The sequence below is a fragment of the Rhodococcus sp. 14-2496-1d genome, from assembly GCF_002259365.1.
Taxonomy (GTDB): domain Bacteria; phylum Actinomycetota; class Actinomycetes; order Mycobacteriales; family Mycobacteriaceae; genus Rhodococcoides.
Genome location: NZ_NPFV01000029.1, coordinates 318,350 through 342,322 on the forward strand (window position 1 = coordinate 318,350; position 23,973 = coordinate 342,322).

Genomic DNA, 23,973 nt, shown 5'->3' on the forward strand with positions numbered 1-23,973 from the left:
TTCCCTCGGTGTTATCGCCCCTGCCGGAGCCAGGCAAACCTCTACGGCCTCACACGTGGTGCTCAGCACGGCAGCCGGTGCGACATCGCTCGTGCACCCTCACCGTCGTCACTGTGTCGACCTCGTTCGGGGACTACGTGCGTCGAGCATCTGCGCCACAGAATCCAGTACGCGGCTCGCGAGAAGCGCTTTGGAGCCCTCGCCGAGCGCATCCTCGGAACCGTCGGAACCGAGCAACCATCCGTCGTTGTGGTCGACCTCGAAGGCCTTACCGTCACCGACAGCGTTGACCACGAGCAGGTCGCAGCCCTTGCGTTCGAGCTTGGCCCGCGCGTACGTCAGTACGTCTCCGTCCGCGTCACCGGTCTCCGCCGCGAATCCGACGATGACAGTGGACGATTCGAGCTCACCGTCGCGGCGAGCCGAGACGAGGCCTGCGAGTATGTCGTCGTTGCGGACCAACGGGATCGACGACGGCTCGTTCGCCCCCTTCTTGATCTTGCTGCCCGCGATGGACTCCGGGCGGAAGTCGGCGACCGCGGCCGCCATCACCACTGCATCGACACCGACGGCGAGTTTACGAACCGCATCCTGCATGTCCGACGCCGTCTTGACGTGCACCACGTCGACCGCGGCCGGATCGTCGAGGTCGCTGGTGTACCCGGCGACCAACGTCACCTGGGCTCCGCGTTGCGCTGCCACGCGGGCCAGTGCATATCCCTGCTTGCCCGAGCTTCGATTGCCCAGAAAACGGACCGGATCGAGAGGCTCACGAGTGCCGCCGGCAGACACCAGAACATGCCGTCCTTCGAGGTCACGAGGAAGCGCATCCGCTCGCTCGGTCACGAGCATCGACAGTGCGAAGATCTCGTCCGGCTCCGGCAGCCGACCCGACCCGGTGTCACGTCCGGTCAGACGACCAGACGCAGGTTCGATCACGTGTGTACCGCGCGAACGAAGCGTCGCGACGTTGGCGACCGTGGCCGGGTGCTCCCACATCTCCGTGTGCATCGCGGGAGCCAGGACCACCGGGCACCGCGCGGTGAGCAGGGTGGCCGTCAGAAGATCGTCGGCGCGTCCCCCGGCGATGCGCGCCATCAGATCTGCGGTGGCGGGGGCCACGACGACGAGGTCCGCCTCCTGACCCAGGCGCACGTGCGGGACCTCCGGCACGTCCGCGAAGACTCCGGTGTGCACCGGTTGGCCGGACAGCGCCTCGAACGTCGCACGCCCGACGAACTCCAGAGCGGACGCGGTCGGGATCACCCGTACCTCGTGTCCGCTCTCGGTGAAGCTGCGAATGAGCGAACAACTCTTGTAGGCGGCGATACCTCCGCCGACTCCGACGACAACGCGCAAGTCAGATGTCCTCTGTGAGGTTCTTATTCGCCTTCGGTGTGCTCGAGCAGATCCGCGTGGATCTCGCGGAGAGCGATCGACAGCGGCTTCTCCTGCAGACCCGGCTCGACGAGAGGTCCGACGTACTCGAGGATGCCGTCACCGAGCTGGTTGTAGTAGTCGTTGATCTGACGTGCACGCTTGGCTGCGTAGATCACGAGGGCGTACTTGGACGAGGTGCGGGCGAGCAGCTCGTCGATGGGTGGATTGGTGATGCCGAGCGGCGTGTCGTAGGCCGGCAGAGCGCTGCGTCCGTCGAAGTCGGAAACGGCCGCTGAAATGCTGCTCACTGATGATCTCCTGAAATTGCATCGTTGGTGCTACGAACTAGCTGGTCGGGGCCTCGTGCGCCGTGAAACTGGTCAGCTGTTGCCGACCGACGACCTACCGACCAACAAGGATACCAACTGTTCGCACGAATGGTCGACATCGGTATTGACGACCACGGTGTCGAACTCGTCCTGTGCGGCCAATTCCACCCGTGCGGTCTCCAACCTCCGCTCGGTGGCCGCGCTCTCCTCGGTCGCGCGCCCGACCAGTCGGGAGACCAGGTCGTCCCATGTCGGTGGCGCCATGAACACCAACAAGGCCTCGGGCTTGGACACCCGCACGGCACGCGCACCGGCCAGATCGAGCTCGAGCAGCACCGGGCTGCCCGCCTCCAGCGCGGCCTCGACGGGTGCGGCCGGAGTTCCCGACCGCTGCAGACCACCGTGAATGCTCGCCCACTCGAGCAGCTCGTCGTCGGCGATCATTCGATCGAACTCGCCGGCGGAGACGAAGTGGTAATCCTGCCCGTCCACCTCGCCCGGCCGCGGCGATCGCGTCGTGACCGACACGCTGAAGACCAGCTCGGGCAGCGCCGCACGCACGAGCCGAACGACACTGGACTTGCCGACGCCGGAGGGGCCGGACAGCACCACCAACCGGCCGCGCTCGTTCTCCGGGACCGATGTCGCCGCAGTGTCACTCACCGTCGTCAGGCCTCGAAATCGAACTTCGTCAACAGCGCCTTGCGCTGCCGATCACCGAGACCGCGCAGTCGACGGGTTGGCGCGATCTCCAATTCCGTCATCAACTCCGCGGCCTTGACCTTGCCCACCTTCGGCAGGGCCTCGAGCAGCGCGGAGACCTTCATCTTTCCGAGGATCTCGTCCGTCTCGGCGTCTTCGAGCACCTGCTTGAGGTCGGTGCCGCCGCGCTTGAGGCGCTCCTTGAGTTCGGCGCGCGCTTTCCGGGCGATCGCAGCCTTCTCGAGGGCAGCGGCGCGCTGCTCGGGGGTCAACTGGGGAAGGGCCACTGTCGGTTCCTCCGTCTTCTCGTTTCTGGGCGATACGACGCACACGATCGCTGTCGGCACGTCGACCATCGGTCTTCCACTGCCACCGATCGCGGTCATCAGCGCTGCGCACTGGCGATCAGCACTGTTCGTCGGCAGCGTTAGCGACCGTACCGACGACCCGCGTGAACCGCTAACTCGCCCCCGAGCGCCGATGCGCCGCAGCATCGACTATGCGAGACCGGCTTCGATCTCGTCGCGCAATCGTGTCGCCGCATCACGCAAGGCCGTCACCGACGGGCCAGCGGCCAGGACACCGCGAGAGGAGTTGGGCAGCAACAGCTCACGCGAATCGCGGAAGATCTCCGCGAGATCGGCAACCGTTGCTCCCTGCGCTCCCAGACCAGGCGCGAGAATCGGACCGGTGTAGTTCGACAGGTCGAGACCGTGATCACGAGTGGCACCGACGACTATCCCCACCGTGTCGGCATCGACGCGATTGCGCGCGGCTGCGGCGTCGACGATCGACTGAGCCACCGACCCACCGTTCGACGTCGTGGCCTGCTGCAGGGCCGAGCCCTCCGCATTCGAGGTGCGGGCCAGCACGAACAGCCCGCGCCGGTATAGCACCGCTCGATCGACGGTCTCCCCCAGCGAATCGAAGCCCAGGTACGGCGAGACCGTGACGGCATCGGAGGACAACGGCGAATCGGGTTCGAGCCAGGCCTGCGCGTACGCATCCATCGTGGTGCCGATGTCGCCGCGCTTCGCATCGGCGATCACCAGGGTGCCCGCGTCCCTGAGCACACTGACAGTGCGTTCGAGCACCGCGTACCCGGCCGATCCATAGGCCTCGAAGAACGCCACCTGAGGCTTGACGATCGCCACCTCACCGACGAACGCTTCGACACACAGCTCGGCGAACACCTCGAGACCGTCCGCCGAGCGTGGTAGGTCCCATGCCTCGAGCAGAGCCGGATGCGGATCGATACCGACACACAGTCGACCGCGCGCCGCGACTGCCGAACGCAGACGATCCGACCAACTCCGATCGTGCGTCATTCCACTCCCAGCCCCTGCTTCAGACCCGCATGCAGATCCTGCAACGAGCGAACACCGATTCCGCCGGCGATACCGGCTTCGATGCCCTGCACGGCTGCCGACGCGCCCTGCACCGTGGTGATGCACGGAATGTTCTGCGCCACTGCGGCGCTACGGATCTCGTACCCGTCGACGCGGGGGCCCGAGTTGCCGTACGGGGTGTTGATCACCATGGCGATGTCACCTGCGAGTATCCGGTCGACGATGGTCCGCTCCCCCTCCGGCACGTCCTCGCCGGACTGCTTGTACACCTGCTCACACTTGATTCCGTTGCGCCGCAACACATCTGCAGTGCCTTCGGTCGCCAGAATCGTGAAGCCCAGATCCGCGAGTCGCTTCACCGGGAAGATCAGTGATCGCTTGTCCTTGTTGGCCACCGACACGAACACCGCGCCGCCCGCAGGCAACGAGCCGTAGGCGGCGGTCTGACTCTTGGCGAAGGCGGTACCGAAATCGAAGTCGATTCCCATCACCTCACCGGTGGACTTCATCTCCGGGCTGAGCAGAGTGTCCACTCCGGTTCCGTCCGCACGACGGAACCGGTTGAACGGCAACACCGCTTCCTTAACCGCGATCGGGGCGCCGGCCGGTACGGTGCCACCGTCTCCGGTCTCGGGCAGGATGCCTGCGGTCCGCAGCTCGGCGATGGTCTCCCCCAGCATCACTCGGGCGCAGGCCTTCGCGAGCTGTACCGCAGTCGCCTTGGAGACGAACGGAACCGTACGGCTCGCACGCGGGTTGGCCTCGAGAACGTACAGGATGTCGTCCTTGAGTGCGTACTGCACGTTGAGCAGGCCGCGCACGCCGATGCCCTTCGCGAGAGCCTCGGTGGACCGCCGGACGTTCTCGATGTCGGTCTTGCCGAGTGTGATCGGCGGCAACGCGCACGCCGAGTCGCCGGAGTGGATACCGGCCTCCTCGATGTGCTCCATGATGCCGCCGATGTAGACCTCGGTGCCGTCGCACAGTGCGTCGACGTCGATTTCGACCGCGTCTTCGAGGAACCGGTCGACCAGCACCGGCCGGTCGTCCGAGATCTCCGTCGCGTTGGAGATGTACGTCGCGAGCGAGGCCTCGTCGTACACGATCTCCATGCCGCGTCCGCCGAGAACGTAGGACGGACGCACCAGGACCGGGTACCCGATTCCTGCGGCGATCTCACGGGCTCCGTCGAACGTCGTCGCGGTGCCGTACTTCGCTGCCGGCAGTCCGGCTGCGTCGAGCACCTTGCCGAATTCGCCACGATCCTCGGCGAGGTCGATGGCCTCGGGCGATGTTCCGACGATCGGGACGCCTGCGGCCTTCAGTCGCTTGGCGAGTCCGAGCGGGGTCTGCCCGCCGAGCTGGACGATGACGCCCCGCACCGTGCCCGACGCCGCCTCGGCCCGGTACACCTCGAGGACGTCCTCGAAGGTCAGTGGCTCGAAGTACAGGCGGTCCGCGGTGTCGTAGTCGGTGGAGACGGTTTCGGGGTTGCAGTTGACCATCACCGTCTCGTAACCGGCCTCGGACAGGGTCTGCGCCGCGTGCACACAGCTGTAGTCGAATTCGATGCCCTGGCCGATGCGGTTGGGACCCGAGCCGAGGATGAGCACCTTGGGGCGGTCCGGCTGCGGGGCGACCTCGGATTCGGCTTCGGGGTCGAGCTCGTAGGTGCCGTAGTGGTACGGCGTCTTGGCCTCGAACTCGGCGGCGCAGGTGTCGACCGTCTTGTAGACCGGATGCACACCGAGCTCGGTACGGAGCGCCCGCACACCGTCCTCACCGTCGAGTTCGGGGCGCAGAGCCGCGATCTGGCGGTCGGACAGACCGTGATACTTCGCCTGGCGCAGCAGCGCCTCGTCGAATTCGGCCGCCTCGCGAACCTGAACGCCGAGTTCGTGGATCTGTTGAAACTGGTCGAGGAACCACGGGTCGATCTTGGTCGCCTCGAACAGCTGCTCGAGGGTGGCACCCATTGCGAAGGCCTTCTCGATCCCGTACATCCGACCGTCCTGAGGAACGGACAGGTCCTCGAGCAACGCCTCCAGGCTCTCTGCCTCGACCTCGGGGCCGGTCCAGTAGCCTGCGCGCTTGGTTTCGAGCGAGCGCATCACCTTGCCGAAGGCCTCGGTGAAGTTGCGGCCGATCGACATCGCCTCGCCGACGGACTTCATCGTCGTGGTCAGCGTGCCGTCGGCACCGGGAAACTTCTCGAACGCGAACCGCGGTGCCTTGACGACCACGTAGTCCAGGGTCGGCTCGAAGCAGGCCGGGGTCTCGCGGGTGATGTCGTTGACGATCTCGTCGAGGGTGTAGCCGATGGCCAGCTTGGCCGCCATCTTCGCGATCGGGTAACCGGTTGCCTTGGACGCCAGCGCCGACGAGCGTGACACACGCGGGTTCATCTCGATGACGACGAGGCGACCGTCCGCTGGGTCCATCGCGAACTGGATGTTGCAGCCGCCGGTGTCGACGCCCACCTCGCGCAGGATGTCGATGGAGAGGTCGCGCATCTTCTGGTATTCGCGGTCGGTCAGCGTCATGGCCGGGGCGACGGTCACCGAGTCGCCGGTGTGCACGCCGACGGGGTCCACGTTCTCGATGGAACACACGATGACCACGTTGTCGCGGCCGTCGCGCATCAGCTCGAGCTCGTATTCCTTCCAGCCGAGGATGGACTCCTCGATGAGGACGTTCGCCGTGGGCGAGGCCGCAAGTCCGCCGCCGGCGATCCGGGTCAGGTCCTCGTCGTTGTACGCCAACCCCGAACCGAGACCGCCCATCGTGAACGACGGACGTACGACCACCGGGAAGCCGAGCTCGGCGACGGTCTCGCGGACCTCGTCCATCGTGTAGCAGACGGCCGACTTGGCGGACTCGCCACCGACCTTGGCCACGATGTCCTTGAACTTCTGCCGATCCTCGCCGCGCTGGATGGCGTCGAAGTCGGCACCGATCAGCTCGACGCCGTACTTGGTGAGAATGCCCTGATCGTGCAGCGCAACAGCGGCATTGAGCGCCGTCTGTCCACCCAGAGTGGCGAGCACTGCCTGAATGGGGTGACCCTGCTCGGCTTCGCGGGCGAAGATCTTCTCGATGAACTCCGCCGTGATCGGCTCGACGTAGGTGGCGTCGGCGAACTCGGGGTCGGTCATGATCGTCGCGGGGTTGGAGTTGACGAGGCTGACCCGCAGTCCTTCCTCGCGCAGCACTCGGCAGGCCTGGGTGCCGGAGTAGTCGAACTCGCAGGCCTGACCGATGACGATCGGGCCGGATCCGATGACCAGGACGTGGTTCAGGTCTGTGCGGCGTGGCATTACTTCTTCTCCTGAAGGACGCTGGTGAAACGGTCGAAGAGGTAGGCGGCGTCGTGTGGACCGGCCGCGGCCTCGGGGTGGTACTGCACGGAGAAGGCGCTACCGCCGATCAGCTCGACGCCCTCGACGGTGCCGTCGTTGGCGCAGGTGTGACTGATCCGGGCTCGGCCGAAGTCGGTGTCGAACTCCTCGCCCGCTTCGCCTTCGAGTGCGAATCCGTGGTTCTGCGCGGTGATCGCGATGCGGCCGGTGGTGTGCTCGATGACCGGGATGTTCATACCGCGGTGGCCGAACTTCATCTTGTAGGTGCCACGGCCGAGTGCGCGCCCGAAGATCTGGTTTCCGAAGCAGATACCGAACAGCGGCAGCTCACGCTCGAGCACTTGCCTGGTCAGTGCAACGCTGGTGTCGGCCGTGGCCGGGTCGCCCGGTCCGTTCGACAGGAAGACGCCGTCGGGGTTCAGTTCCAGAACCTGCTCGATGGTGGTGTTCGACGGCACCACGTGCACGCGGATACCGCGCTCGGCGAACATCCGCGGGGTGTTGGTCTTGATACCGAGATCGACTGCGACGACGGTGAATCGAGCATCCCCGGTCGGCTCGATGGTGTAGCCGGCTCCGGTGGTCACTTCACCGGCGAGGTCGGCACCGAGCATCGACGGCTGACCGACCACCTGCGCGAGCATCTCGTCGGAGGTGCCGAGGGCGTCGCCCGAGAATACTCCGGCACGCATGGACCCGCGGGTGCGCAGGTGCCGGACCAGGGCGCGCGTGTCGATTCCGGCGATGCCGACGACGTTCTGCGCCTCGAGCTGGTCCTGCAGCGTTCCGGTGGAGCGCCAACTCGAGGTGCGGCGTGCCGGATCTCGGACGACGTAGCCGGCGACCCAGATCTTGTTGGGATCCTGCGCGCTTGCAGCTTCGCCGTCCTCTTGGTTCCAGCCGGTGTTACCGATCTGCGGCGCGGTCGCGACGACGATCTGTCGGTGATAGCTCGGGTCGGTGAGAGTCTCCTGGTACCCGGTCATTCCGGTGCAGAACACGGCCTCGCCGAGGGTGCGCCCCTGTGCGCCGAATGTGGTGCCGCGGAATGTCCGGCCGTCCTCCAGAACAAGAACTGCGCTGCTCACGCGGTTTCCTCCTTGGTTTCTCCGGTGGAACTCGCTGTCCACACCGGGTAGATCTGCTTGTCGTCGGCCCGGAAGCCGGTGTCTATCTCGGTCCCCGTCGGCAGCTCCCAGCGAATGACCAGGAGCCCGTCCTTGGTCATGACCTTGCCTGCCAACCCGCGTTCGGTACGGATCGCGCGGATCGATTCCGCCGGGATCCAGATGGGAGATTCACCGTCTCGGTCGAGCAGGATGCCCTTCTCGTGTCGGGACAGTTCACCGGTGGCGCGGTGGCCGATGTCGCCGACGGCGATGCGGTCCTGCCAGCTCGGAGCGATGGTGCTGCCGACGTACAGGCCGGTGCTCGGCTCGACGAGGGTTGCTCCCAGATCGTCCGGCACGGCCGGGAAGTCACCGATTCGCTCTTCCTGGCGCTTCTGCCGTCCTCGCCAACCCCAGAAGATCAGCGCGATCATCAGTGCCCAGAACAGGATGAATCCGATGACGATGAGAACTCTGTCCACGGCTCTACTCTCCCGCTCTGTTCGCCACGGCTCCGTCGCGGACGGTGATTCGCCCGCGCAGCACCGTCGTGGTCACCTTCGAGGAGAAGCTCATGTCCTCGAACGGCGTGTTGTGTGCGACGCTGGCCAGCTTCTTGCCGGAGACCGTCCAGCTCGCTTTCGGGTCGACCAGCGTGAGGTTGGCGATCTCGCCGACCTCGATGGGCCGTCCCTGATCGGCCAATCCGACGATCTGGGCGGGACGCTCGCTCATCACCCGCGCCACGCCGCGCCAATCGAGCAGTCCCGGGGTCACCATCGTGTCGACGACGATGGACAGTGCGGTTTCGAGCCCGAGCATTCCGGGACGGGCGATCGAGAACTCACAGCACTTGTCCTGCTCGGCATGCGGCGCGTGATCGGTTGCCACACAATCGATCACACCGTCGGCCAAGCCCTTGCGCAGGGCGTCGACGTCGGACTTCTCGCGCAGTGGTGGGTTCACCTTGTTGATCGCGTCGTACGTCTCGAGCCGCGAATCGTCGAGCAGCAGGTGATGCGGGGTGACCTCGGCGGTGATCGAAATACCCTGTCCGCGTGCCCATTTCATCAACTCGACGGTGCCTGCAGTGGATGCGTGACAGATGTGCACCCGCGCACCTGCGTCACGAGCCAGCAGGGCGTCGCGAGCGACGATCGATTCCTCGGCCGCACGCGGCCAACCGGCCAGTCCGAGGCGCGCCGCCGTCGGGCCCTCGTGTGCGACGGCACCGACGGTGAGCCGGGGTTCCTCGGCGTGCTGAGCGATGAGCACACCGAGGGAACTCGAGTACTCCAGCGCCCGACGCATGATCAGTGGATCGTCGACGCAGTGGCCGTCGTCGGAGAACATCTTCACCCGGCCGATTCCCGCGGCCATCGTGGCCATCTCGGCGAGCTGCTTGCCCTTCAATCCGACGGTGATCGCTCCGACGGGGTGGACGTCGACGAGACCGACTTCCTGCCCCCGACGCCATACGTGGTCGGTCACCACCACCGAGTCGGCGACCGGGTCGGTGTTCGCCATCGCGAACACCGCGGTGTAGCCGCCCAGAGCTGCTGCGGCCGAACCGGATTCGATCGTTTCGGTGTCCTCGCGGCCGGGCTCGCGCAGGTGCGTGTGCATGTCGACGAATCCCGGCAGCAAAATCTGGCCGCGGGCGTCGACGACCTCGGCTCCGTCGGCGTCGAGGTCAGAGCCGATCCCCGCGATCTCCTCACCGGCGATCAGGACGTCGGTCTCGGGGCCCTCGCCGTACAGCAGCACGCCGCGCAGCAGAACGGAGGTCGCAGGTGCGGTCACGACGCACCCCCGTCCGAACCGACCAGCAATCGGAACAGCACCGCCATCCGCACGTGAACTCCATTCGTAACCTGTTGCAGGACTGCAGTTTTCGGAGAGTCGGCCACCGAGGACGCGATCTCCATACCGCGCAGCATCGGACCGGGGTGCAGTACGACGGCATGCTCGGGCAGCAGGTCGAGCCTGCGCTGCGAGAGCCCGTACGTGATCGAGTACTCACGAGCGGAGGGGAAGAATCCGCCGTTCATCCGCTCGGCCTGCACTCTGAGCATCAGCACCGCATCCAGTCCGGGAAGTTCGGCGTCGATGTCGTGCGAGACCCGCACCGGCCAGCCGGTCACTCCGACGGGCAGCAGGGTCGGTGGTGCGATCAGCACCACCTCGGCACCGAGCGTGGCCAGCAGGATCGCATTCGAGCGCGCCACCCGGCTGTGCAGGATGTCGCCGACGATCGCGATCCGACGGCCGGCGATGTCGCCGAGTCGTTGGCGCACCGTCAAGGCGTCGAGCAGAGCCTGGGTGGGGTGTTCGTGCGTGCCGTCGCCTGCATTGATCACCGCGGGGCCACCTCCAGGAGTGGAGCCTGCGGAACGACCGACGAGGCCAGGAGTGGAGCCTGCGGAACGACCGACGAGGCCGGGAGTGGAGCCTGCGGAACGACCATCGGTGGTGCTGCCGGTGCCCTGATCGGCGGTCCATTGGGCGATCTGATGTGCGGCACCGGATGCCGGGTGCCTGACGATCAGTGCATCGGCTCCGGCGGCGCGCAGCGTCATCGCGGTGTCGCGGAGCGACTCCCCCTTCGACACCGACGAGCTGCTGGCGCTGACGTTGATGACGTCGGCGCTCATCCACTTGCCTGCGACCTCGAACGAGACGCGGGTACGTGTCGAGTTCTCGAAGAACACCGTCATGATGGTGCGTCCGCGCAATGTCGGGAGTTTCTTGACTTCGCGGCCGAGAAGCGCCTGCTCGAATCGTTCGGCTTCGTCGAGGAGTTCGGTGGCCGATTCGGCCGTCAGGTCGGCGACCGAGAGCAGATGCTTCATCGAGCGGATCCTCCCTCGGACAGGCTGACCCCGTCGCGGCCGTCGTGTTCGGAGAGCAACACCGACACGTCCTCGGTGCGCGCTGTGGGGACGTTCTTGCCGACGTAGTCCGCCCGAAGCGGAAGCTCGCGGTGGCCGCGGTCGATCAGGACTGCGAGCTGCACGGCGCGGGGGCGGCCGAGGTCACGGAGGGCGTCGAGCGCAGATCGCACGGTTCGGCCGGAGAACAGCACGTCGTCGACAAGCACCACGAGTGCGTCGTCGACACCGCCTGCGGGCACCGACGTACGTTCGAGCGGACGGTGCGGCTTGTTTCGCAGATCGTCGCGGTAGAGGGTGATGTCGAGAGAACCCAGCGGGGGGCGTACTCCGGAGAATGCCTCGATACGTTCGGCGAGACGTTCCGCCAACGTGGTCCCGCGGGTGGGAATGCCGAGGAGCACCACGCGCGGCGAGTCGGCGGCGTCGAGGGCCGTCTTCTCGATGATCTGGTGGGCCATGCGGGAGATGGTGCGCCCCACATCGGCCGAGGACAGCAATTCGCGAACGGCGGGGTTCGCGGACGAGCTTTCGGGCGCAGGCAAACTACGACCTCCTTCTCCGCCTCTCTGGACGGATCGTTAAAGGATGTCTGACAACAACTGCGTAGAGCCTAGCAACGCTCTGCGAACCACGACCAGCAGGCTCGCAGAGCGTTCGGTCACACGGGCGTCGACCGGTCGATCACTGCTCGGCGTCGACCGATGCCTCACCGGACGCGTCGGACTGTGTACGGCTCGAGACCGCCGCGGCCGCGGCGCGTACCTGCGGCGCGACGAGGACGATCTGACCCAGTACGCCGTTGACGAAGCCGGGCGAATCGTCGGTGGACAACTGCTTGGCCAGCTCGACGGCTTCGTCGACGGCCACGACCGGTGGAACATCGGTGGCGTGGAACAACTCCCACACCGCGACGCGCAGGATGGCCCTGTCCACTGCGGGCAGACGGGTGAGCGTCCAGTCCTTGAGGTGATCGGCGATCACGCCGTCGAGGCGATCGAGATTCTCGGCGACGCCCTCGACCAGGGTCGAGGTGTAGTCGCTGACGGGAGCGATGGTGTCGTCGCCGCGTGCGAGTTCGATTCGCTCGGTGGTGAGGTTCACCGGATCGACGTTGCGCGCCTCCGCCTCGAACAGAAAGTCCACCGCGCGCTTGCGGGCCTTGTGGCGCGCACCCAGCTTCTTCGCACCGGGGGCACCGTTCTGCGAGGCGGAGGAGGTCGACTTCTTCGATGACACGTTAGGAGTTCACACGCCCGAGGTAGTTTCCGTCACGCGAGTCGACCTTGAGCTTGTCGCCGGTGTTGATGAACAGCGGCACCGAGATCTCGGCTCCGGTCTCGAGGGTTGCCGGCTTGGTGCCACCGGTGGAGCGATCACCCTGCAGGCCGGGGTCGGTGTGCTTGACCTCGAGCTCGACGGTGACGGGAAGCTCGACGTACAGCGGAACGCCCTCGTGCATGGCGACCTGCACGCGCAGGTTCTCGAGCAGGAAGCGTGCGCCGTCACCGACGGTTGCCTCACCGATCGAGAGCTGGTCGTAGGTGTCGGCGTCCATGAACACGTAGTCGCTACCGTCGTGGTAGAGGTACGTCATGTCGCGACGGTCGACCGTTGCGGTCTCGACCTTCACACCGGCGTTGAACGTCTTGTCGACGACCTTGCCCGAGAGCACGTTCTTGAGCTTGGTCCGCACGAATGCGGGCCCCTTACCCGGCTTGACGTGCTGGAATTCGATGATCGACCACAGCTGGTTCTCCAAGTTGAGAACCAGTCCGTTCTTGAAATCGCTGGTGGAAGCCACTTGCTTCGCGTCTCCTCAATCGTTTGTGCGCGTGACGCGCCGTCGGTCACGTGCTTGGATTCGCTCCAGCCCGCGCGCTAGACGGACGTGAGTTCCTTGCTTGTCAGGGTGAGCAGTTCCGGACCCCCGTCGCGAACGACGAGTGTGTCCTCGATCCGAACGCCGCCGCGACCGGAGAAGTAGACACCCGGCTCGACGGTGACCGCTGCACCGCTCAGCAGTGTACCGGTGCTCGTCTTCGCGATTCCCGGCGCTTCGTGGATTTCCAGACCGACGCCGTGGCCGAGCCCGTGCAGGAAGTACTCCCCGTACCCCGCATCCTCGATCACCGAGCGCGACGCGGCGTCGACCGAGGCGGTGGTCACCCCTGGAGCCAGAGCGTCTCGACCGGCTGTCTGCGACCGCTGCACCAGCTCGTACAGATCGCGCTGCCACTGCGCGGGAGTCCCGATGACGAAGGTGCGAGTCATGTCCGAGTGGTAGCCGCCGACGAGTGCACCGAAGTCGAGCTTGACGAAGTCTCCGTCGGCCAGCACCGCATCGGTCGGCCGGTGATGCGGGACCGCCGAATTGGCTCCGGCAGCGACGATGGTCTCGAACGACACAGCATCGGCACCGTGATCGAGCATCGACGACTCCAGCTCGCGGGCGACCTCACGCTCGGTCCGGCCTGCACGGATCCCGCCCCCACCGATCAGGTCGGCCAGCGCGTCGTCGGCGGCGCGGCAGGCGTCCCTGAGCAATCCCACCTCGAACTCGTCCTTGACCATGCGCAACGACTCCACGACACCCGGTGCGCGCACCAACTCCACGGCACCGTCGAGCTCCGACCACGCTCGGTGTGCATCCACTGTCACCACGTGGCTCTCGAAGCCCACGCGACCGGTGTTGCCCGCGACCGACGATCCAAGCAGATGCACCGCCGACGCCCGGTCGATCTCGGCGCGCAGATCCGGGACCTGTTCGGCCACCTGAGTGACGTACCGACCGTCGGTGCAGATCACCGTCCGATCCTCGTCGCCGGCCGAATCGGCCGCCGAGACCAGCAACGCGGCATTCGAGCCGGTGAATCCGGTCAGGTATCGGACGTTGAGGAGATCGGTGATCAACATCGAATCGAGTCCGTCGGCGGCCAACAGTTCTCGTAGGGCACCACGACGGGCACCGAAATCGGCAGGCATGGTTTCGACATTACCGGGCGTGGCACACGCTCCGTTCGACTCGACCGGGTCATCGAACTTGTGGGCCCCGACACACAAAGTTCGACGTGCGGATATGCTGTGCCGCATGACTGGGTGGGCAGTGCGTGGCATAAGTATGGGATTGGTCAACGTCGTCGTTCGACTGCTGCTGGGGGCGGCAGTGTCGATGTGGCCGCTGAGCGGATCGGCACTGCGCTGGGTGGCCTACGCCCTCGTGCTGCTCGTCATCATCGTGTGGGCCGGCATCGACGGAATCCGCGACCGACGCAGGCACCCCGACCCCGACGACGGCGAGGACCTGACCATGGTCTGGATCAAAGCCGCAGTGGTCGGCGGGCTCCTCGGAGGTCTCCTGAGCTGGATAGTCGACTTCTTCGTCGACTTCAGCCTGGGGCAGAACGGTCTGGTCTTCGAGTTGACGTCCGGAGCCGCGTTCACCATTCTCACCATCTTCATCGCCGCGAGCATCGCGGTGTTCGCGGGAAGGCAGATCGTCAACCGCGAGGCCAAGAAGAAACTGGCCACGTCGGACGCCGAACGCGCGCACGACCGCCAGCTGGTCAACGCCGGTCAGGAGAATCGGTCGAGACAGGGCGAGGCAACGCAGTCCGAACCCGCGCGGTCCGAAACTCAGCGGTCCGAAACTCAGTGGGCCTCCGAGCACGGCGAAGCCGACACCGAGGTGTTCTCGGCGGTGGACGCAGACGGCAAGCCGCGTCTGGACAAGCGTGGACGTCACGGCAGCGCCGACGGTTCCTGACTCCCCCACATCGACCGACGGGCGGTGATCGACGCTTTCGCGTCGATCACCGCCCGTTCTTCGTCCGTACCCGAGTCGCCTCTCACGAGGTCACAACAGAATGGCCGACCCACCTGCGGCCGGGGCCTCGCGACCGACCGCGGAGAATGCGGCGACGAGCAGTGCCGGGTCCGGCCCCTCGAGCCGTCCGGGCTTGGCGAGACCGTCCAGAACCACGAACCGCAACAGCCCGGCCCGGTTCTTCTTGTCCGTCTGCATGCCCTTGAGCAGATCCGAGAACGCGTGCTCGTCGTACGTGACCGGCAAGCCCACCGATTCGAGAATCGAACGGTGGCGGTCGGCAGTCGCGTCGTCCAGGCGTCCGGCCAGGCGTCCGAGCTCGGCCGCGAACACCAGACCGACCGACACGGCGGCACCGTGGCGCCATCGGTACTGCTCCCGCCGCTCGATGGCGTGCGCGAGCGTGTGCCCGTAGTTCAGAATCTCGCGCAGGTTCGACTCGCGCAGATCCGCCGCCACGACCTTCGCCTTGACCTCGACCGAGCGCCTGATCAGCTCCGGCAGCACGTCGCCGGTCGGATCCAGCGCTGCGGCAGGATCCGCCTCGATGATGTCCAGGATCTTCGGATCGGCGATGAACCCGGTCTTGATCACCTCGGCCAGGCCCGAGACGATCTCGTTCTTCGGCACGGTCTCGAGCGTCGCCAGATCGATCAACACGGCGGCCGGTTCGTGGAACGAGCCGACGAGGTTCTTGCCCGCATCGGTGTTGATGCCGGTCTTGCCGCCCACGGCCGCGTCGACCATTGCCAGCAGCGTCGTCGGCACGTGGACGATACGGACTCCGCGCATCCAGGTCGCGGCAACGAAGCCGGCCAGGTCCGTTGCCGCGCCGCCGCCCAGACTGACGATGGCGTCGCTGCGGGTGAGACCGATTCGACCGAGAACCTCCCAGCAGAACCCCGCCACCGCCAGATCCTTGCCGTCCTCGGCATCCGGGATCTCGATGCGGTGAGCGTCGATTCCCTTGTCCGCCAACGCAGCTCGCACAGCCTCCGCGGTCTCGGCCAGCGGAGGTTGGTGGAAGATCGCCACGGTGGCCGTTCCGGCGAGCTCGTCGACGAGGTCCGTCAACAGACCTCGGCCGATGATCACCGGGTACGGGTTGGCTGTCTCGACCTGGACGCGCACGGGCTCTGTCATCGAATCACCTTCATCTACTGGGGGTTTCTCTCGTTCGCATCGCGCCCGGGAACAGGGGCGATCGCCGTCAGCTTCGCCACCAACTGGCCCACGACCCGAGCGGGGCTGCGACTGTCGGTGCGCACTCGCACCGTGGCCACCGAACGATAGAGAGGTCGCCGATGACGCATCAGTTGCTGGTACTTCGCACGCGGGTCGGGGCCGGCGAGCAGCGGCCGAACCGTGTTCGCACCGGTTCGCCGAAGCCCCTCGGCCACACTGATCTCCAGGTACACCACGGTGTGCCCGGACAGTAGGGCGCGGGTCGCGGGCGAGAGCACGGCACCACCGCCGAGGGAGACGATCCCGTCGTGCGAGGCCAGAGCACCGGCGACTATCCGCTCCTCGATCTGCCGAAACGCCGGTTCGCCGTCGTGCGAGAAGATGTCGGCGATCGTGCGACCGGTGTCTCGCTCGATGGCCACGTCGGTGTCGAACAGGTCCAGGTCCAGCGCCTGTGCCAGCCGTCGACCGATCGTCGACTTACCTGCTCCCGGCGGTCCGACGAGGACCGCGTACGGGGTCATCGTGGAGGTCGGGCGGCGGTGCCCTTCACGTAGTGGTCGACGTTGCTCGTCGTCTCCGCCAGCGAGTCCCCACCGAACTTCTCCAACGCTGCCTGCGCGACCACCAGGGCGACCATGGTCTCCGCGACGACGCCTGCAGCCGGAACAGCGCAGACGTCCGAGCGCTGATGAATGGCCACTGCCTCGTCACCGGTCGTCATGTCGACCGTTGCCAGCGCACGCGGAACCGTCGAGATGGGCTTCATCGCCGCCCGCACTCGCAGTGCCTCACCGTTGGTCATACCGCCCTCGATGCCGCCTGCGCGGTTGGTCGAGCGCAAGACACCGTCGGGCCCGGGCTTGATCTCGTCGTGGGCGACGCTTCCGCGTCGACGTGCGGTCTCGAAGCCGTCCCCGATCTCGACCCCCTTGATGGCCTGGATGCCCATCAGTGCTGCGGCCAGTCGGGCGTCGAGTTTGCGTTCTCCGGAGACGAACGATCCGAGGCCGACGGGTAGGCCGTGCACGACGACCTCGACGACGCCGCCGAGGGTGTCGCCGTCCTTCTTCGCGGCTTCGATCTCGGCGATCATCGACTCCTCGGCGGCCTTGTCGAAGGCGCGAACCGGGGAGGCGTCGATCGCGTCGAGGTCGGCACCTGCGGGCGGCGGTCCAACGTAGGGGTCGGACGCACCGATGGAGATCACATGGGACACGACGTCGACGCCGAACGCCTGCTTCAGGAACAGACGGGCGACAGTGCCGATGGCGACCCGGGCGGCGGTCTCACGAGCACTGGCGCGTTCGAGCACCGGACGAGCGTCGTCGAATCCGTACTTGAGCATTCCGGAGAAGTCGGCATGACCGGGCCGCGGCCGGGTCAACGGAGAGTTGCGCGCAAGATCCGCGAGCACTGCGTCGTCGACGGGGTCGGCCGACATCACCTGCTCCCATTTGGGCCACTCGGTGTTGCCGACCTCGATCGCAACCGGCCCGCCCATGGTGCGTCCGTGTCGAACACCGCCGGTGAGGGTCACTTTGTCGGCCTCGAACTTCATGCGGGCACCACGGCCGTAGCCGAGGCGACGGCGCGCGAGTTGAGAGGCAATGTCGTCCGAGGTCACCTCTACTCCCGCGACCATTCCTTCGAGGATGGCGACGAGAGCGGGTCCGTGGGATTCTCCGGCAGTTATCCAGCGCAGCACTCGAACATCTTTTCACGCCAGGGACGCCGCGGATGCCAGCAGGGTGGCCGCGCACATGGACGGCCCGTGCGCGATGCGCGCGCGCCCGTGCCCGAACGCCGCGACGACCGACCCCACCACGGCAGTTACCACCGGTGCCGACAGTGCGGCGATCGCCCATCCTTCCTCGCCGCCCACGCATGCGATCGATCCCACCGACCAGGCGAGTTTGACGTCCCCCGCTCCGAACGCCGCCGGCGCGAGAAGGTGAACGACCAGGTAGATCGTGAACAGCAGAGCGCCGCCGAGCACTGCGCTCGCCGAGCCGGTGACGACGAGCGCGATCGTCACCACGATCGCTCCGGGGACGGTCAGGACGTTCGGCAACCGGCGCTGCTGCAGGTCGACGGCGCTGAGGGCGGCGAACCACCACATCGTTATGCACAACGAGAACGCGTACTCGGAGCCGCCGAACCGCCACCAGACCCATCCGGTCCCGATCGCAGACAGCAGCGGCAGGAGCCGAGGATTCCATCGGACCAGGCAGCGGCGCATCGTCATCCCCGCGGCGGCGCCGACCACGACCGCGACACACAGACCCGTCATGATCGAAGGGTTGCATCGCGGTGGCGGCCGGCTGTGACGAAAGCCCAGGTGGCAGATTGCCCTGTGTACAACTCACGGCCTGTGGACAACTCGCGGCCCGTGGACTATCGGCGGACGAAGCTCACCGCACGGTGGCCAGCGCGTCCCGCATGATCGCTCGTGGTGCCGGCTTGCCGGTGAATTGCTCCACCTGCCCGTACGCCTGATTGAGCAGCATCGACAATCCGCTGATGACGGTTCCACCGGCCGCCTCCACGGCAGCGGCCAGGGGCGTCGGCCAGGGATCGTAGATGGCGTCGAGTACCAGCGGCGCATGGGCGAGATCCGACGCGATGTCGGCCGCTCCGGCCGCCGGAACGGTGCTCACCAGTACCGCCGAGGCCGCTGCGAAAGTGGCGAGACGAGGGTCTGTCATGTTCACGAACTCCGCGCGCATTCCCGCGGCGACGGCGCAGTCCAGTGTGTCCCGGGCGCGCTCGGCCGACCGCGCGACCACGGTGACCGTAGCCGCTCCGAGCCCGGCCAGCGCCACGATCGCCGGCCTCGACGTTCCCCCGGCACCGACCACCGTCACGGTGCTACCGGACAGGTCCGCGACTCCGGCGTCGCGCAGTGCACCCACGATTCCGTCGACGTCCGTGCAGTCGGCGCGCCAGCCCGACGCGGTCCGCACCAGGGTGTTCGCCGAGCCGGCCAGAACTGCCCGCGCGGTGCGTTCGGTCGCGTACTCCAGAGCAGCAACCTTGCCCGGCATGGTGACCGACACGCCGACCCATTCGGGGCCGAAACCGTCGAGCAGGCCGGGCAACTGCTCACCGGTGCAGTCGATGCGCTCGTAGGTCCAGTCGGTGAGGCCGAGCGCGCGGTACGCAGCGCAGTGCAGCACCGGCGACTTCGAGTGTTCGACGGGGCTACCCAGCACCGCGGCGCGCACGTCAGCGGCCGCTGTCGAGGAAGCCACCCTCGACCTTGGTGATGTTGGCCAGGTGTTCCTCGTAGCTGCGGGTGAACAGGGTTTCGCCCGCCTGGTTGATGGTCACGAAGTACAACCAGTCACCGTCGGCGGGCATCTCGACCGCCTGCACCGCACCGATACTCGGCGAGGAGATCGGGGTTGCCGGTAGCCCTTCGCTGGCATAGGTGTTCCACGGGGTGACGCGGGCGCGGTCGGCGTCGGTGGTGGCCACCTCGGTGGTGTCGAGCGAGTAGTTGACCGTCGAGTCGAACTCGAGCTTCTGCGGTACGGCGAGGCGATTGAGAATCACCCGGGCCACTTTGCTGAAGTCCTGGGGCAGGGACTCACGCTCGACGAGCGACGCGGCGACGAGGGTGTCGTACGGAGTCAGCCCGGAGTTGGCGCCCGCGGTGAGAATTCCGGTGTCCTCGTAGCGGGTGGCACTCTCGGACACCAACTGCTCGAGGATGTCGGTCGGTGACGCGCTGGGATCGAAGTCCCAGGTTCCCGCGGCGATCAGGCCCTCGAGCTGCCGATCGCGGTCCGGGACTCCTTCGACGCGATCGGTGGCCCAGTCGGGCACGCCCAGGGCAGCCGGGTCGTCCACAGCTCCGGCCGCGTTGAGGTCGTCGTAGCTCACGCAGGTCGGGGTTCCACTGCCGGTTCGGTCCACGCAGCTGGCCTCGGAGATCAGGGTGTAGATGCCCTTCTTGACCGCACCGGTGTTCACGTCGCGAGCGTCGTGCAACTGGCGGCCCTCGGAGATCACCATGTTGCCCACTCGGGACGCGGGGTCGACCAGTTCGGAGACGGCCTGCGAGGCAGGCACGTTGCTGGCGAGCAGATAGAAGCCGGGTTGAACCGAGGTGATGGCGTTGTTCGACAGCGCTGCTTCGAGGAACGCACCCGAGCTGGCCACGACACCTTTGTCCGCTGCCTGGGTACCGATCTGTTGCGCGGTGTCGTTCGGATGAACCTGAATCACCACGCCGTCCCCCGGTGAGCCTGCGGCGAAGTCCGCGTTCGGTGTCGTGCGATTGCCGAACTTGTTCACCGCGAAATACCCTCCGCCTGCCACTGCCACGATCAACACGAGCCCGAGCACCGCAGCCACCAAGCGGCCGCGACGCTTGCGGCTGGACGCGGCTCGGTCCTTGCGGCTCGCAGCACGGCTGCGTCCGACCTCCTGGGGCACCGCTGGGCGCTCGGCCTCGCGATCGGGCTCGCGATCGCCGTGACGAGAGGCCCGTGGGTGCGGCTCCTGCCGCTGCGGATGGCCGTGCAGGCTGCGGTGGAACTCGCTGCCCTCGTCCACCGAATAGCCGATCGGGTCGGTGTGCGCCTCGTCCGCGCGCGGGTCTCGGCGGTCCCGATCGGGCCCTTGGTAGTTCACTCGTCGACCTCCGTCGATCCTGAATTCGTCGCTGCACGATCCGATACGGCGCGGCGCTCGTCGAGCCACCCCTGCAGTATCGCCACCGCCGCAGCCTGATCGATCACCGATCGTTGGTTCTTGGCTCGCACTCCACTGTCCCGTAACGCACGCGATGCGCTCACGGTAGTCAGTCGCTCGTCGGCCATCCGAATCGGAACATCACCCAACCGCCGGTACAGGGAACGGCCGAATCTCTCGGCTGCCTCGACGGCGCTGCCGCGTTCTCCGCGCAGCGTCCGCGGAAGCCCGATCACGATCTCGACTGCCTCGTACTCGGCGACGATCTCCGCCACTCGCACCACGTCCGGCGCGTCGGGACCCTTGATCTTCGAGCGCGGCACGGTCTCGACCGGCGTGGCCAGCACACCGTCCGGATCGCTCGCGGCGATGCCGATGCGGACGCTGCCGACGTCGATGCCGATACGACGGCCACGTCCGGGATCGTCGGCACCGGGCCGATCGGGGCCACGCCCCTGAGTCACCACGATCGTCAGTGGGTCGTGAGTTCGGTCAGTCGAGCCCGAGCGGCGTCGATACCGGCGTCGATTCCGGCGACGTCCGATCCCGATCCCTGGGCCAACTCGGGCTTGCCGCCGCCTCGGCCACCGATGCTCGGACCGAAGGCCGCCACCAGATCGCCTGCCGCGACGCCTGCATCCTGAGCTGCCTTGTTGGCCGAGACCACGAACGGGACCTTGCCGCTGACGGTGCCGAACAGCACCACCACGGCCGGATCGGTGCCCAGTCGTCCTCGAATGTCGCTCACCAGGGTGCGCAGATCGTTACCGCCGACACCCTCCGGTGCTCGGGCAACCACCGCTCGCACGTCACCGAATCGCTCGGCCTTGCCGACGAACTCACCTGCCGAGGCCAGCACAGCGGCGGCCTTGACGGCGTCGAGTTCCTTCTCCGCCACCCGCAGTCGCTCGACCAAGGTCTCGATGCGCGCCGGGACCTCCTCGGACGGAACCTTCAGCGAGGAGGCGATGCCGGCCAGCAGCGCGCGTTCCTTGGCGAGGTAGCGGTAGGAGTCGAGGCCGACGAATGCTTCGACTCGGCGCACTCCGGAGCCGACGGACGATTCACCGAGAATGGTGACCGGTCCGATCTGCGACGAGTGCTGCACGTGCGTACCACCGCACAGTTCCATCGAGAACGGTCCACCGATCTCGACCACCCGCACTTCGTCGCCGTAGTTCTCGCCGAACAGGGCCATCGCGCCCATCTTCTTGGCGCTGTCGAGGTCGGTGACCAGGGTGTTGACCGCGAAGTCCGAGCCAACCGCGTCGTTGGCGACGTTCTCGATGTCGTCGCGCTGCGCCTCCGAGAGCGCGCCCTGCCACGAGAAATCGAATCGAAGGTAGCCGGGCTTGTTCAACGAACCCGCCTGCGTCGCGTTCGGACCGAGGACCTGTCGCAGGGCCGCGTGCACCATGTGGGTACCGGAGTGGCCCTGCGTCGCACCCTTGCGCCAGGCGTGATCGACGTCGACGTGGACGGTGTCGCCCTCGGTGATCTGCCCCGACTCGACCACGGACTTGTGGGTCCAGAGCTTCTTGGCGATCTTCTGCACGTCGTCGACCTTGACCGAGAGCCCGGGCGCGGTGATGGTGCCGATGTCGGCGATCTGGCCACCGGACTCGGCGTAGAGAGGGCTGCGGTCGAGAATGATCTCGATCCGCTCTCCCGCAACCGCGGTCGGAACCCGGACGCCGTTGGAGATCAGGGCCAACACCGTTGCGTCGGAACCGAGTTCGTCGAATCCGGTGAACTCGGTCGGCGAACCGTCGACGAAGTCCTTGTAGACCGTCAGGTCGGCGTGTGCGTGCTTACGGGCGCGAGCGTCGTCCTTGGCCCGGTTGCGCTGCTCGGACATCAGCGACCGGAATCCGTCCTCGTCGACGGACAACCCCGCCTCGGCGGCCATTTCGAGCGTCAGATCGATCGGGAACCCGTAGGTGTCGTGCAGTGCGAACGCTTCTGCGCCGCCGATCTTCTTCGCACCCGACGCCTTGACTGCCTCGGCGGCACCCTCGAACAGCCGTGAACCCGAGGTGAGGGTCTTGAGAAACGCGGTCTCCTCCCCCACAGCGACGGTGAGAATTCGATCGAAGTCGGTGACGAGGTTCGGGTAGGACTCGGCCATCGTGTCGCGCACGACGGTGATGAACTGCGCCATCGTCTCGTCGGGTGCTCCGAGCAGCCGTGCCGATCGCACGATGCGGCGCAGCAACCGACGCAGCACGTAGCCGCGGCCGTCGTTGCCGGGGTTGACGCCGTCCGAGATGAGCAGCGCGGCGGTGCGCGCGTGATCGGCGATGACGCGGAAGCGGACGTCGTCCTCGTGATTCGCACCGTAGGCGCGTCCCGAGAGCTCCTCGGCCTTGGCGATGACCGGTCGGACGAGGTCGGTCTCGTAGACGTTGTCCACGCCCTGCAGTAGGAATGCGACGCGCTCGACGCCCATGCCGGTGTCGATGTTCTGCTTAGGCAGCGGACCGAGAATTTCGAAATCGTCCTTGCTGATCCCCTTGCCGCGTTCGTTCTGCATGAACACGAGGTTCCAGATCTCGATGTACCGGTCCTCGTCGGCCTCGGGACCACCCTCGGCACCGAACTCGGGTCCGCGGTCGTAGTAGATCTCCGAGCACGGGCCACAGGGCCCGGGAATGCCCATGGACCAGTAGTTGTCGGCCATTCCGCGACGTTGAATTCGTTCGTCGGGCAGGCCTGCGATCTCCTTCCAGAGCTCGATGGCCTCGTCGTCGTCGAGATACGCAGTGGCCCAGATCCGCTCGGGGTCGAACCCGTACCCGCCGTCCTCGACACTGTCGGTCAACAGCGACCAGGCATGCCGAATGGCGTCGCGCTTGAAGTAGTCGCCGAACGAGAAGTTGCCTGCCATCTGGAAGAACGTGTTGTGGCGGGTGGTGATACCGACGTTCTCGATGTCGAGGGTGCGCACGCACTTCTGAACGCTCGTCGCCGTCTTGTACGGCGGCGTCTGCTGACCGAGGAAGAACGGGACGAAGGGGACCATGCCCGCATTGACGAACAGCAGATTCGGGTCGTCGAGGATCAACGACGCACTGGGTACTTCGGTGTGTCCCGCCTTCACGAAATGGTCGAGGAAACGCCTGCGGATCTCATGGGTCTGCAC

The 23,973-nt window shown here is 66.5% G+C and carries 23 protein-coding genes; 1 reads left to right on the top strand and 22 read right to left on the bottom strand.

The window, feature by feature from the left end; all coding sequences use genetic code 11:
- Positions 1-108 precede the first annotated feature (108 nt).
- The 14 genes from coaBC to CH296_RS22875 form a co-directional block, all read right to left on the bottom strand.
- Positions 109-1,359, bottom strand: coding sequence for a bifunctional phosphopantothenoylcysteine decarboxylase/phosphopantothenate--cysteine ligase CoaBC (gene coaBC / locus CH296_RS22810; RefSeq protein WP_094638045.1), 1,251 nt, complete (start codon positions 1,357-1,359; stop codon positions 109-111).
- A 23-nt stretch (positions 1,360-1,382) separates the two neighbouring features.
- The gene (rpoZ, locus tag CH296_RS22815; protein ID WP_032377808.1) at positions 1,383-1,688 is read right to left on the bottom strand and encodes a DNA-directed RNA polymerase subunit omega; all 306 of its coding nucleotides are present in this window, start codon (positions 1,686-1,688) and stop codon (positions 1,383-1,385) included.
- A 72-nt stretch (positions 1,689-1,760) separates the two neighbouring features.
- The gene (gmk, locus tag CH296_RS22820; RefSeq protein ID WP_094685792.1) at positions 1,761-2,372 is read right to left on the bottom strand and encodes a guanylate kinase; all 612 of its coding nucleotides are present in this window, start codon (positions 2,370-2,372) and stop codon (positions 1,761-1,763) included.
- 5 nt (positions 2,373-2,377) lie between these two features.
- A complete protein-coding gene (gene mihF / locus CH296_RS22825; RefSeq protein ID WP_045199768.1) occupies positions 2,378-2,698 on the bottom strand; it encodes an integration host factor, actinobacterial type in 321 nt (106 codons plus the stop codon).
- Positions 2,699-2,908: 210 nt separating this feature from the next.
- Positions 2,909-3,739 carry an orotidine-5'-phosphate decarboxylase gene (pyrF, locus tag CH296_RS22830; protein WP_094685793.1) on the bottom strand — a complete coding sequence of 277 codons (831 nt, stop codon included), beginning with the start codon at positions 3,737-3,739 and terminating at the stop codon, positions 2,909-2,911.
- Positions 3,736-7,077: a carbamoyl-phosphate synthase large subunit gene (gene carB, locus CH296_RS22835; RefSeq protein ID WP_094647949.1), complete on the bottom strand. Its 3,342-nt coding sequence runs from the start codon at positions 7,075-7,077 to the stop codon at positions 3,736-3,738. The genes pyrF and carB overlap by 4 nt, the downstream gene beginning before the upstream one ends.
- On the bottom strand, positions 7,077-8,207 hold the full coding sequence (carA, locus tag CH296_RS22840) for a glutamine-hydrolyzing carbamoyl-phosphate synthase small subunit (RefSeq protein WP_032397989.1): 1,131 nt from the start codon (positions 8,205-8,207) through the stop codon (positions 7,077-7,079). The genes carB and carA overlap by 1 nt, the downstream gene beginning before the upstream one ends.
- Complete coding sequence (locus tag CH296_RS22845; RefSeq protein ID WP_045195300.1) at positions 8,204-8,710, bottom strand: hypothetical protein; 507 nt, start codon at positions 8,708-8,710, stop codon at positions 8,204-8,206. Before CH296_RS22845 ends, carA begins: the two co-directional genes overlap by 4 nt.
- A 4-nt stretch (positions 8,711-8,714) precedes the next feature.
- Positions 8,715-10,031, bottom strand: coding sequence for a dihydroorotase (locus CH296_RS22850; protein WP_032397987.1), 1,317 nt, complete (start codon positions 10,029-10,031; stop codon positions 8,715-8,717).
- Positions 10,028-11,080 carry an aspartate carbamoyltransferase catalytic subunit gene (locus CH296_RS22855; protein WP_094685794.1) on the bottom strand — a complete coding sequence of 351 codons (1,053 nt, stop codon included), beginning with the start codon at positions 11,078-11,080 and terminating at the stop codon, positions 10,028-10,030. The genes CH296_RS22850 and CH296_RS22855 overlap by 4 nt, the downstream gene beginning before the upstream one ends.
- The gene (gene pyrR, locus CH296_RS22860; RefSeq protein WP_032397985.1) at positions 11,077-11,664 is read right to left on the bottom strand and encodes a bifunctional pyr operon transcriptional regulator/uracil phosphoribosyltransferase PyrR; all 588 of its coding nucleotides are present in this window, start codon (positions 11,662-11,664) and stop codon (positions 11,077-11,079) included. The genes CH296_RS22855 and pyrR overlap by 4 nt, the downstream gene beginning before the upstream one ends.
- Positions 11,665-11,803: 139 nt before the next feature.
- The gene (gene nusB, locus CH296_RS22865; RefSeq protein WP_094641906.1) at positions 11,804-12,358 is read right to left on the bottom strand and encodes a transcription antitermination factor NusB; all 555 of its coding nucleotides are present in this window, start codon (positions 12,356-12,358) and stop codon (positions 11,804-11,806) included.
- Position 12,359: 1 nt separating this feature from the next.
- A complete protein-coding gene (gene efp, locus CH296_RS22870; protein WP_027496978.1) occupies positions 12,360-12,923 on the bottom strand; it encodes an elongation factor P in 564 nt (187 codons plus the stop codon).
- A gap of 77 nt (positions 12,924-13,000) precedes the next feature.
- Positions 13,001-14,104, bottom strand: a complete 1,104-nt coding sequence (locus CH296_RS22875; RefSeq protein WP_094685943.1) for a Xaa-Pro peptidase family protein — start codon at positions 14,102-14,104, stop codon at positions 13,001-13,003.
- A 106-nt stretch (positions 14,105-14,210) separates the two neighbouring features.
- Here CH296_RS22875 and CH296_RS22880 point away from each other — a divergent pair, with 106 nt between their 5' ends.
- Positions 14,211-14,885, top strand: coding sequence for a B-4DMT family transporter (locus CH296_RS22880; RefSeq protein WP_094657278.1), 675 nt, complete (start codon positions 14,211-14,213; stop codon positions 14,883-14,885).
- 90 nt (positions 14,886-14,975) lie between these two features.
- Here CH296_RS22880 and aroB read toward each other — a convergent pair whose 3' ends face one another.
- From aroB to alaS, 8 genes are all read right to left on the bottom strand, one after another.
- The gene (gene aroB / locus CH296_RS22885) at positions 14,976-16,088 is read right to left on the bottom strand and encodes a 3-dehydroquinate synthase (RefSeq protein ID WP_032397983.1); all 1,113 of its coding nucleotides are present in this window, start codon (positions 16,086-16,088) and stop codon (positions 14,976-14,978) included.
- A gap of 14 nt (positions 16,089-16,102) precedes the next feature.
- Positions 16,103-16,654: a shikimate kinase gene (locus tag CH296_RS22890; RefSeq protein WP_032397982.1), complete on the bottom strand. Its 552-nt coding sequence runs from the start codon at positions 16,652-16,654 to the stop codon at positions 16,103-16,105.
- A complete protein-coding gene (aroC, locus tag CH296_RS22895) occupies positions 16,651-17,838 on the bottom strand; it encodes a chorismate synthase (RefSeq protein WP_032397981.1) in 1,188 nt (395 codons plus the stop codon). Before aroC ends, CH296_RS22890 begins: the two co-directional genes overlap by 4 nt.
- Positions 17,839-17,850: 12 nt before the next feature.
- A complete protein-coding gene (locus CH296_RS22900; RefSeq protein ID WP_256980547.1) occupies positions 17,851-18,423 on the bottom strand; it encodes an A24 family peptidase in 573 nt (190 codons plus the stop codon).
- 121 nt (positions 18,424-18,544) lie between these two features.
- Complete coding sequence (locus tag CH296_RS22905) at positions 18,545-19,384, bottom strand: shikimate dehydrogenase (RefSeq protein WP_373557297.1); 840 nt, start codon at positions 19,382-19,384, stop codon at positions 18,545-18,547.
- Positions 19,359-20,771, bottom strand: coding sequence for an endolytic transglycosylase MltG (gene mltG, locus CH296_RS22910; protein WP_094685796.1), 1,413 nt, complete (start codon positions 20,769-20,771; stop codon positions 19,359-19,361). Before mltG ends, CH296_RS22905 begins: the two co-directional genes overlap by 26 nt.
- On the bottom strand, positions 20,768-21,298 hold the full coding sequence (gene ruvX / locus CH296_RS22915) for a RuvX/YqgF family protein (RefSeq protein ID WP_373453912.1): 531 nt from the start codon (positions 21,296-21,298) through the stop codon (positions 20,768-20,770). Before ruvX ends, mltG begins: the two co-directional genes overlap by 4 nt.
- Positions 21,299-21,303: 5 nt before the next feature.
- Positions 21,304-23,973 (bottom strand): alanine--tRNA ligase, encoded by a 2,670-nt coding sequence (gene alaS, locus CH296_RS22920; RefSeq protein ID WP_094685797.1) that lies wholly within the window; start codon positions 23,971-23,973, stop codon positions 21,304-21,306.

What these genes read in the sequence shown, in the direction of transcription:
- CH296_RS22880 (WP_094657278.1), top strand. Translation starts at nt 14,211, where the DNA reads ATGACTGGGTGGGCAGTGCGTGGCATAAGTATGGGATTGGTCAACGTC.
- aroB (WP_032397983.1), bottom strand. Translation starts at nt 16,088, where the DNA reads ATGACAGAGCCCGTGCGCGTCCAGGTCGAGACAGCCAACCCGTACCCG.
- carB (WP_094647949.1), bottom strand. Translation starts at nt 7,077, where the DNA reads ATGCCACGCCGCACAGACCTGAACCACGTCCTGGTCATCGGATCCGGC.
- pyrF (WP_094685793.1), bottom strand. Translation starts at nt 3,739, where the DNA reads ATGACGCACGATCGGAGTTGGTCGGATCGTCTGCGTTCGGCAGTCGCG.
- CH296_RS22855 (WP_094685794.1), bottom strand. Translation starts at nt 11,080, where the DNA reads ATGAAGCATCTGCTCTCGGTCGCCGACCTGACGGCCGAATCGGCCACC.
- CH296_RS22900 (WP_256980547.1), bottom strand. Translation starts at nt 18,423, where the DNA reads ATGACGGGTCTGTGTGTCGCGGTCGTGGTCGGCGCCGCCGCGGGGATG.
- CH296_RS22890 (WP_032397982.1), bottom strand. Translation starts at nt 16,654, where the DNA reads ATGACCCCGTACGCGGTCCTCGTCGGACCGCCGGGAGCAGGTAAGTCG.
- CH296_RS22875 (WP_094685943.1), bottom strand. Translation starts at nt 14,104, where the DNA reads ATGCCTGCCGATTTCGGTGCCCGTCGTGGTGCCCTACGAGAACTGTTG.